At 44.3% G+C, this 7,966-nt stretch carries 13 protein-coding genes; 3 read left to right on the forward strand and 10 right to left on the reverse strand.

Annotated features, from left to right (window positions below; all coding sequences use genetic code 11):
* Positions 1-40: 40 nt before the first annotated feature.
* The 7 genes from ICN39_RS07945 to ICN39_RS07975 all read right to left on the reverse strand — a co-directional run bounded on the left by ICN39_RS07945 (position 41) and on the right by ICN39_RS07975 (position 4,139).
* A complete protein-coding gene (locus tag ICN39_RS07945) occupies positions 41-451 on the reverse strand; it encodes a carboxypeptidase regulatory-like domain-containing protein (protein WP_216233513.1) in 411 nt (136 codons plus the stop codon).
* 77 nt (positions 452-528) lie between these two features.
* The gene (locus tag ICN39_RS07950) at positions 529-1,509 is read right to left on the reverse strand and encodes a zinc-binding dehydrogenase (protein ID WP_216233514.1); all 981 of its coding nucleotides are present in this window, start codon (positions 1,507-1,509) and stop codon (positions 529-531) included.
* Between the two features lie 35 nt (positions 1,510-1,544).
* The gene (locus tag ICN39_RS07955; protein WP_216233515.1) at positions 1,545-1,988 is read right to left on the reverse strand and encodes a DUF2452 domain-containing protein; all 444 of its coding nucleotides are present in this window, start codon (positions 1,986-1,988) and stop codon (positions 1,545-1,547) included.
* Positions 1,989-2,027: 39 nt separating this feature from the next.
* Positions 2,028-2,561, reverse strand: coding sequence for a superoxide dismutase family protein (locus ICN39_RS07960; RefSeq protein ID WP_255532383.1), 534 nt, complete (start codon positions 2,559-2,561; stop codon positions 2,028-2,030).
* A 70-nt stretch (positions 2,562-2,631) separates the two neighbouring features.
* Positions 2,632-3,180 carry a DUF3833 domain-containing protein gene (locus tag ICN39_RS07965; protein ID WP_216233516.1) on the reverse strand — a complete coding sequence of 183 codons (549 nt, stop codon included), beginning with the start codon at positions 3,178-3,180 and terminating at the stop codon, positions 2,632-2,634.
* 3 nt (positions 3,181-3,183) lie between these two features.
* Complete coding sequence (locus tag ICN39_RS07970; RefSeq protein ID WP_216233517.1) at positions 3,184-3,732, reverse strand: chalcone isomerase family protein; 549 nt, start codon at positions 3,730-3,732, stop codon at positions 3,184-3,186.
* Entirely contained in the window at positions 3,729-4,139 is a 411-nt protein-coding gene (locus ICN39_RS07975; RefSeq protein WP_216233518.1) for a thiol-disulfide oxidoreductase DCC family protein, read from the reverse strand. The genes ICN39_RS07970 and ICN39_RS07975 overlap by 4 nt, the downstream gene beginning before the upstream one ends.
* A 61-nt stretch (positions 4,140-4,200) precedes the next feature.
* Between ICN39_RS07975 and ICN39_RS07980 the strand changes: the two genes are divergently transcribed.
* Together ICN39_RS07980 and ICN39_RS07985 are read left to right on the forward strand one after the other, a co-directional pair.
* Positions 4,201-4,575: a DUF2237 family protein gene (locus tag ICN39_RS07980; protein WP_216233519.1), complete on the forward strand. Its 375-nt coding sequence runs from the start codon at positions 4,201-4,203 to the stop codon at positions 4,573-4,575.
* A gap of 4 nt (positions 4,576-4,579) precedes the next feature.
* Positions 4,580-5,479, forward strand: coding sequence for a histone deacetylase (locus ICN39_RS07985; protein WP_216233520.1), 900 nt, complete (start codon positions 4,580-4,582; stop codon positions 5,477-5,479).
* A gap of 4 nt (positions 5,480-5,483) precedes the next feature.
* Here the strand turns inward: ICN39_RS07985 and ICN39_RS07990 are convergent, their stop codons facing one another.
* The 3 genes from ICN39_RS07990 to ICN39_RS08000 all read right to left on the reverse strand — a co-directional run bounded on the left by ICN39_RS07990 (position 5,484) and on the right by ICN39_RS08000 (position 7,004).
* Complete coding sequence (locus tag ICN39_RS07990; RefSeq protein WP_216233521.1) at positions 5,484-6,035, reverse strand: phasin family protein; 552 nt, start codon at positions 6,033-6,035, stop codon at positions 5,484-5,486.
* 162 nt (positions 6,036-6,197) lie between these two features.
* Positions 6,198-6,848 (reverse strand): hypothetical protein, encoded by a 651-nt coding sequence (locus ICN39_RS07995; RefSeq protein WP_255532386.1) that lies wholly within the window; start codon positions 6,846-6,848, stop codon positions 6,198-6,200.
* Between the two features lie 12 nt (positions 6,849-6,860).
* Complete coding sequence (locus tag ICN39_RS08000; protein ID WP_216233522.1) at positions 6,861-7,004, reverse strand: hypothetical protein; 144 nt, start codon at positions 7,002-7,004, stop codon at positions 6,861-6,863.
* A 113-nt stretch (positions 7,005-7,117) separates the two neighbouring features.
* Between ICN39_RS08000 and ICN39_RS08005 the strand changes: the two genes are divergently transcribed.
* Positions 7,118-7,795, forward strand: coding sequence for a DUF1345 domain-containing protein (locus ICN39_RS08005; RefSeq protein WP_216233523.1), 678 nt, complete (start codon positions 7,118-7,120; stop codon positions 7,793-7,795).
* The last annotated feature ends 171 nt before the right edge of the window (positions 7,796-7,966 follow it).

Here is a 7,966-nt window from a genome sequence, read left to right on the forward strand (position 1 = left end):
ATGTTTAGGCTTTTGACGCAATGCGTCAATTTTCTCAGCGCTATTTCCAGAAAAGGGAAATCTTTTGTGATGAGTTAGCTTTAATAGAAAGCACTCTCTTTTGAATCGCCTCTTGGTAAGATGCCTCAATCACATAGTCACCAGACTCGAGATTAATCAGCATATAAGGTCCATCGGCCTGGGCATCAAAAATGATCTGTTTTTTGGAGTTCATGATTTTGATCGTTGCCCCGAAGATCCAAACTCCTCTGCCGTTTTCTATTTGAGACATTTCCAATAGCAATGGCCATTGCTTTGCATCAGCCAAAATCGCAACAGTCTCACCCTCGCCCACACCACCAGTAATATAAGAAATTCCCTGTGAATACTGCGTCTCAGGAATTTGCGCCAAAGCCCATGGGCTCAATAAAATCAGTTGGGTGGTAATCAGAATTTTGAGAAGTGTTTTCATGCATCTATCTTACGTCCGATTAGTGCATAAAAAAAGCCCCGCATTCACGGGGCTTGTGTGCGCTAAGACACTTAAGCCTATGGCGTCATTACGATAGCGCCTGAAACTTTTCGCCCTTCAGCAGCACGATGCGCATCAGCGGCTTGCTCTAAGGAAAACTTAGCGCCGATTTGTACTTTGACCTGCCCTTTGGCAATTGCATCAAATACTGCTTTAGCATTTTCTTTTAACAAGGCTGGTGTAGCGTTGTGTGGAAATACGGAAGGTCTAGTTAAAAACAGGCAGCCCTTCTTATTTAAGATCTCAGGCTGAATTTCTGGAGCTGGGCCTGAAGCAGCGCCAAATAAAGCAACTGTTCCAAAAGGAGCGGCGCAGTCTAATGAGCCTAAAAAGGTAGTTTTAGCAACAGAGTCATAGACCACATTGGCTTTTTTACCACCAGTGGCCTTAATCACTTCCTCTGCCCAATTTGCTTGAGAGTAATCAACAACCGCATCGCAACCCGCCTCCTTAGCAGCCGCAAACTTTGCTGGCGAACCCACGGTGCCAACAACAAATGCGCCCAAGGCTTTTGCCCAGCCAGCCAAAATTTGACCAACACCACCAGCAGCTGCGTGCACCAGCACTACATCACCGGCTTTTACTTTATAGGTTTTCTGTACAAGGTATTGCGCAGTCATTGCTTTGAAGAAAACAGCTGCAGCCACCTCATCAGAAATATTGCTTGGCAGAACAACCAATTTATCGGCAGCTACATTACGTGCGCTTGCATAAGCACCAATCCCGGCATTCATATAAACAACGCGATCACCCACTTTTAAATCAGTGACGCCTTCGCCCAAGGCCTCAACCACACCCGCAGCCTCATGCCCAAGTCCCGTAGGCATCTCTAATGGATAAACGCCTGAGCGCTGATATACGTCAATGAAATTAAATCCAATGGCAGTTTGACGGAGCTGCACTTCACCTTTTGCAGGTGGTGGCAATTCTTTATCAATCACTTTGATTACGTCTGCACTACCTAGTTCAGTAAGACTAACGACTCGAGCTTTTGTCACAGGTCACCTAATTATTTTTTTATAGAGAAAAAACATCATACAGTAAGGGCGCCAACAGAATCCTCTTCAATTACCGCCCAAGTACTATCACCTAACTTCTTCACTGCCATCGAATAAGTCCAGCCGTCTGGAATCCCACAGCTCCATTCTTTTGGGCCATTTTGAATTAGTACATTGGTGGCATTTCTGCCGTCAAAGTACAGATGGTAAATTTTTCCATGAATAGGATTAAAGCCAAATTTAGCGCTATGCACCATCTCAGTAGCATCTAATCTTGCTTGTAGAGCTTTGGCCTGTTTCATCAAGACTTCAGCCTGCTCCATAATGCGGTCGTACTCAAGCTTGGCATTTTGGCGGGCTACATTAACAGCCTTATCTTTTTCCTCAGTAACTTTGATGGGCGCAAATACAGGAGCACCCACCTCCATTGGATATTCAATCCCAGCATGTCGCGCTGGATCGGTATCTTCGATTCTCATGAAATGCCCTGAATGTACTAATTTAATAAATAGATGCGATTACTTAATCAAGCCACATGCAATACGTGGACCAGAATTTCCTGCAGGCTGGGATTTGTAATCATCCGGATCTCTATGCACAACCACTGAGCGACCAACAATTCCAGTTGGGCCTGTGTTTACAGCAAATCCATGTAATTTAGCTGTGTAAGTTGCATTGCCATTGGCGTCAGACTTGATGTTAGGTAAATCTCCCGCATGACTCATGCCGCTATTAGGCATGCCATGGGATTTTGTTTCAGGATTGAAATGGCCGCCTGCACTGGTTGCATCCGGAGCGGAGCAATCCCCTTTTTCATGAACATGAAAGCCTTGCTCTGAGTTTGGCTTTAATCCCGAAAATTTACCATTAATGAGAACGTCATCACCTTGCCAGATGAATGCAACTTCACCCTTGGCCTGGGAACCTGATCTTGAGTCAAGGCTAGCGCTGGCTTTTTGACCTGTGCCTTGCTCCATCGATTGACATGCCACTAATGACAACATTCCTACGGCGGATAGAGCAATTGCAGCGTGCTTTAATTTCTTATTCATCTTGATCTCCTTGGATTAGACGCCCAAAGGCGACTTCCAGGAAAGTGTGACACAAATCCGGTGCTTTTGCTTAGCGCTTGTAGAAGCTTAAAGTCACCTCACCCAAATCAATCCCAAACTTACTCATCTTGGCCTTATTGAGCATTACTTTGGGGGTAATTAGGTACATCCAATCATTAAATTGCACGTTATAAATAGTGCCATCCACCGGTAAAGCGAGGGTATAGGTCCAATTCAGAGCATTCCCAGCGAGCTGGCCTTGTGCATCACCCACCACATCATCGGCCCTACCAATGTAATTACCTGGAGATTGCTCAGTTAGCGTCCAGATGCGTGTTTGCTTTGTGCCATCAGAATATTCAAAACGTTCATCTAAGGTTCCCACCTTTTTACCTTCAACTACCGTCCAATTTGCTTTGATCAGCACAGTAAAGCGCTTTTTCACTTCACCACTACGATCAGTAAAAATGCCATAGGCATCAATCGTTCCAGAAAAGTATTCACTCAGATCTAAAGTTGGTTTCTCGGCCGAATACTGAGAAACCTGAGGCGAGGAACATGAAACTAAAAGCACCCCACAAAATATTGCGAATGCAAAGCGTGTAAAAAAAAGTTTCATAGCTTAACAAGCCTCATTAAAAAGTGGTGGCGGGCAGGTTTGTCCCAATAGTTCTGTTCTGAGTTTAGGGGCACTTGTTTTAGGATCAAGCCAAATTCCAAAAAATGCTTTTGAAAACTCTGACCCAGGTATTTGTGCGATTTGCTTGCCATCGTGATAGAAAATCGTCCCTTGCTTAGGTGAATAGATGGCAGTCAAAGTTTGCCCCGACTCAACATTGGGCAAGAAAGACGCCAACTCTCTACCCCAAAGGGTGGCTTGATCATCTGACACACCAATGCGCTTCATTTCTTCCGCACTCCGGTTGGCAATTGATTTACCTGAGAAGGATTTTTGATAGCGCATATCCAATGCAAACTCAGAGGAGGATAGTGAGCCCACCCTATAAAAGGATGCATCATAAATATGTAGACCCCACCAAGTCAGTCGACCGCTTCCTTGAAGTTTTGCAGTGCCTAAATATGCTGGCACCTCCAATGGATCTCGAGCAAAGCTGATCGGCGCTAAGCAACACAGTAGTGCAGCGATGAGGAGGGGATAGACTTTCTTCATTGCTGCGCCGACCTTGACCGAGCCTTCACCAATCGTAGTGCTGCTGGCCCAAAAAGATTAGATATCGCGTGCCTATTCTTGGCAAAAAAGAGATAAGCTAATTTCAAGAATGGCTGAAGTGGCTTTCTTGAAAAAAACCAGGCCATACGAGGTAAGTTTGCACGACGATAGGCCTCAGGAAAAACTGAGACGCCCTGTATCAATTTGCCACTAGCAAACTGACCATACATCGCTGCCAATGCAGCCTCACAGGAGACCCCCACCTGTTGAGGCTCATACTGTTCGGAATTAATATCAACAAAGCCCAATAGATTATCTTGATTACGTCCGGATAAAAAGAGAATCTCCGCCTGGCACAACGGGCAAGCGCCATCGTAAAACAAGGTGAGCTTTTCTAATTGGGTCATTGTTCAGCAAGTTTACGGCTTATTCAATAAACTGGCTGACACAGATATTTTTAAGGTTGCTATGCAAAAAGAAGTTGCTCTGAACGTTTTTGGTGAACCCCTTATTCCCTGCTCTTTTGACCCTTTAACAGGGTTCTTTAGGGATGGATGCTGCAAAACCAATGAAGAAGATGTGGGTAGTCACTTAGTTTGCGCCATTGTGACAAATGAGTTTCTGCAATTTAGCCTGCAAAAAGGAAATGACCTCATCACCCCAAGACCAGAATATCAATTTCCAGGGCTGGTAGCAGGAGACCAATGGTGCTTATGCATTAATCGCTGGGTGGAGGCATTCAATGCTCAATGTGCGCCATTTATTAAATTGGAAAGCACTCACATCAAAGCCCTAGAGACTGTCCCCTTGAATGTCCTGAAAGAATATTCAAGAGAAATGTGAAAGCGTGAAAGCGTTTTATACAGACCACTTTGTATTGCCACTTCCAGAAGGTCATCGCTTCCCAATGGAAAAGTATTCACGCTTACGTGATTTGATAGGTAGAGAAGAAAATATAGAGCTTGTAGAAGCACCAGCAGCTACTGACACCCAAATTCTGTATGCCCATGACCCCAGTTATCTCATTAAAGTAATTGAGGGGAAGCTTTCCCCGCAAGAGCAAAGAGAAATCGGTTTTCCGTGGAGTGAGCGGATGGTGGAACGTTCACGTCGTTCAGCAGGCGCTACAGTGGCTGCAGCCAAAACTGCCTTAAGAGAAGGTATTGCCGCTAATCTTGCCGGTGGTACCCATCATGCTTATCGAGATGCTGGTAGTGGATTTTGTGTTTTCAATGACTCAGCTATTGCAGCTCGTACTTTACAAAAAGAGATTAGCCCATCCCTGAAGATTGCAGTGATTGATCTAGATGTGCATCAAGGCAATGGCACTGCCTCGATTTTGCAAAATGATGATTCTATTTTTACCCTCTCTATTCATGGGGAAAATAACTTTCCATTTAAAAAAGAAGAGAGCGATCTTGATTTAGGGTTAGCGGATGGCTGTGATGATGTAAGCTATTTGCATGCCCTGAACCAATCCCTGGATCAACTGGATACACGCTTCAAGGCAGACTGCCTCATTTTCTTGGCTGGCGCAGACCCCCATGAAGGTGATCGCCTAGGAAGACTGAATGTCAGCACAGAAGGAATGCGCTTGCGAGATGAGATGGTATTTCAGTATGGATTAGATAAGCAGCTACCCATCGCATTTTCAATGGCGGGCGGCTACGGTAAAGAAATTAAATCCACTATAGATATTCACTTTCAAACCATCAAGACCGCCCTGCAATTTCAGAAGCAATATTAAATCTTTAGCCCTTCTTTTTTGACGCGCTTTTTGGGCTAGCAAGATTGCTAACATTCTCGACACTCTTCTCGAAATTAGTAAACGAGTCTGCCATTGCAGCACGAATCAATTCAAAATTTTGCAGAGCATTATTAAATGATGTCTTAAATACAGAAACATAAGCTTCACTACCAAGCGGTGCGTTATCTGTTGCATCATTTACAAAGTGAATTAAGTCCGCCTTGGATTCTTGAATCATGGTTTCAGCAATATCGGCTAGCTCTTGATTGCCGCTTTTGAGCACCTGAACTAATTGGTTGTGATATTGGGAGATCTCTTTGGCCGCATCCTGCAGTACTTCGGCATGAACAAATTCAAATGCAGATCTCGGATCCTGAGTTTTCATCAACTCAGATACCTTCTTCTGAATCATGGTAGCCAATTCCTGCGTTGCCTGCTGATTAATCTGTGCGATTGCCTGAGCACTTTCAATCGCCACACGCCCGGCGGCCTTGGTTGCATCAATAGCTCTTTGTTGTCCTGGTATTGCATTCGTATCAAGTGATTTCTTGCTCATATCAGCCTTTCAGATGGATTGGTTCATCTACCAATCTACTCTCGTTCAGACGGGTTTCTATAGAGAAATACCAGTAGATCAGCCAGAGATAGGCAAAAGAAAAGCCCCAGCTATTGCTAGCTGGGGCTCTATCGCCAATAAGCCATGGGTAGACTCTGATTCTTACTTTGTATCTGGCTTCTTCTTTGGAAGACTATTCAGAGTCTCAGCACTATTGAGCTGTTGATCTACTAAGTAGAGCGTACCGCCATAGTTGGCTTGTAAATCGTATCCCGAGAGCCCCACCGTATAGAAGGTAATGTCAGGGTTAAAGGAACGAATCGTGCCGCCGGAACCAGCAGAAAAATTTGCGTCCACATCAATGCCACCACGACGACCATCAATCGAGGTCAACAAAAACTGATCAATCGCACCAGGTGTCTTAAAGATTGCCACTTGATATTGATCTTGATAGCCAGCCCCTAAGCCTTCACCTGTTTTGAGTGCTTGCATAAAAATAGGTTCTTTGCGTCGTTTATCAAACAAGACGCCTTCGCCACGAGCTACTACCAGCAAAACAATATTGACATTGGTCGTCGTAAAGACTGCATAGCCAGCCGCCTGATCAATTTCTTTTCGGACATCTGGATTTTGCTTCATTAATGCATCAAGACCAGTCTTTGACATCTTTAACGTAGCGTCACGCTTTTGAAGAATCTCTGCAGTAGTAAGTGGCTTGCCATCTTGACCAGTAGATTGGCAGCCAGATAGAAAGGATATCGCCAGCAAAGTTAAAGCGATATGTTTTGAAAAAGAATTAAATATCATAGTCATGGTCAAATTTATTTATACGGTTTGAATGGCAACGGGCGCCAACAGGATCGAAACATCAGCCTCAGCAGGCTTCGTCAATACATAAGAGAACACACAGGCTGCCAAAATAATGAGTGCACCTGCCACTAAGCTCCAAGTTCTGATATTCGACTTCAATTGAAAATTTTCCTTTTTATATTTACCATCTGCAATCGCCCCCAGATTCCATTTCAGGTGGATTTCCGCTCCCCGGGTTATGCGTTCTATTTTAAGGGCATACTAGAGTGACTATGAAAGCATCTCATTGGACACAATACTGGCATCAAATAGGTGCCACTCACCGACTCATCATTGTCGTGCTCGCTGGACTTGGATCTTATTTCGTAATTCCAACTAGCCAAGGCCCAATCGTTCGTTTGGCGCTTTCCTGGGTAATTGCTGGAGGGCTGTACTTGACGCTGACCTACATCATGATGTATTTCTCCACCCAAGAAAACATACTTAGCCTCTCAAAGAAAGAGGATGACGGTGCGGCGATGATTCTATTGATCATCGTACTTGCGGCAGTAGCTAGTTTAGTGACGATCGTGATCATTCTTTCGGGCATTAAAGCGCTACCCACCAATATTGCAATTCGTCATGTGGGGCTTGTTTTAGTAACCTACATCATTTCTTGGTTATATGTTCACACAGCATTTGCCCTTCACTATGCGCATGTGTACTACCAAGAACTGGATAAAACCAAAGAAGCCCCTTTGCTATTCGCCTCTAAATTAAGACCTACCTATGTAGACTTCCTTTATTTCTCAATGGTAATTGGTATGACTTGCCAAACCGCTGACATCAATATTGCCAGCTCCAGAATTCGGTTCGTGGTCATGCTTCAAGGAATGACTGCTTTTATCTTTAATGCCTCATTACTTGCTCTAGCAATTAACCTGATTTCAGGTGTGGTCGCGCTTTCCTAAATCACTATTGTTTTCTAGAGGCGCCTTTAAAAGAAAAGCCACCCTTTGAACTGACCCCCAAAAGTTGGACATTATGTCCAACCAAGGGGGTTTTGTTTTATGAGCAAGTACAGCAAGCAGTTCAAGCTAAAGGTAGTTAAAGAGTTTTTAAAGTCAGGCGGTCTCAGGCGG

It is taken from the genome of Polynucleobacter sp. AP-Reno-20A-A9, from assembly GCF_018882085.1.
Taxonomy (GTDB): Bacteria; Pseudomonadota; Gammaproteobacteria; order Burkholderiales; family Burkholderiaceae; genus Polynucleobacter.

Excerpts from the sequence above, each read along its gene's own strand:
- ICN39_RS07945 (WP_216233513.1), bottom strand. The coding sequence starts at position 451 with ATGAAAACACTTCTCAAAATTCTGATTACCACCCAACTGATTTTATTG.
- ICN39_RS07955 (WP_216233515.1), bottom strand. The coding sequence starts at position 1,988 with ATGAGAATCGAAGATACCGATCCAGCGCGACATGCTGGGATTGAATAT.
- ICN39_RS07960 (WP_255532383.1), bottom strand. The coding sequence starts at position 2,561 with ATGAATAAGAAATTAAAGCACGCTGCAATTGCTCTATCCGCCGTAGGA.
- ICN39_RS07965 (WP_216233516.1), bottom strand. The coding sequence starts at position 3,180 with ATGAAACTTTTTTTTACACGCTTTGCATTCGCAATATTTTGTGGGGTG.
- ICN39_RS07970 (WP_216233517.1), bottom strand. The coding sequence starts at position 3,732 with ATGAAGAAAGTCTATCCCCTCCTCATCGCTGCACTACTGTGTTGCTTA.
- ICN39_RS07975 (WP_216233518.1), bottom strand. The coding sequence starts at position 4,139 with ATGACCCAATTAGAAAAGCTCACCTTGTTTTACGATGGCGCTTGCCCG.
- ICN39_RS07980 (WP_216233519.1), top strand. The coding sequence starts at position 4,201 with ATGCAAAAAGAAGTTGCTCTGAACGTTTTTGGTGAACCCCTTATTCCC.
- ICN39_RS07990 (WP_216233521.1), bottom strand. The coding sequence starts at position 6,035 with ATGAGCAAGAAATCACTTGATACGAATGCAATACCAGGACAACAAAGA.
- ICN39_RS07995 (WP_255532386.1), bottom strand. The coding sequence starts at position 6,848 with ATGACTATGATATTTAATTCTTTTTCAAAACATATCGCTTTAACTTTG.
- ICN39_RS08005 (WP_216233523.1), top strand. The coding sequence starts at position 7,118 with ATGAAAGCATCTCATTGGACACAATACTGGCATCAAATAGGTGCCACT.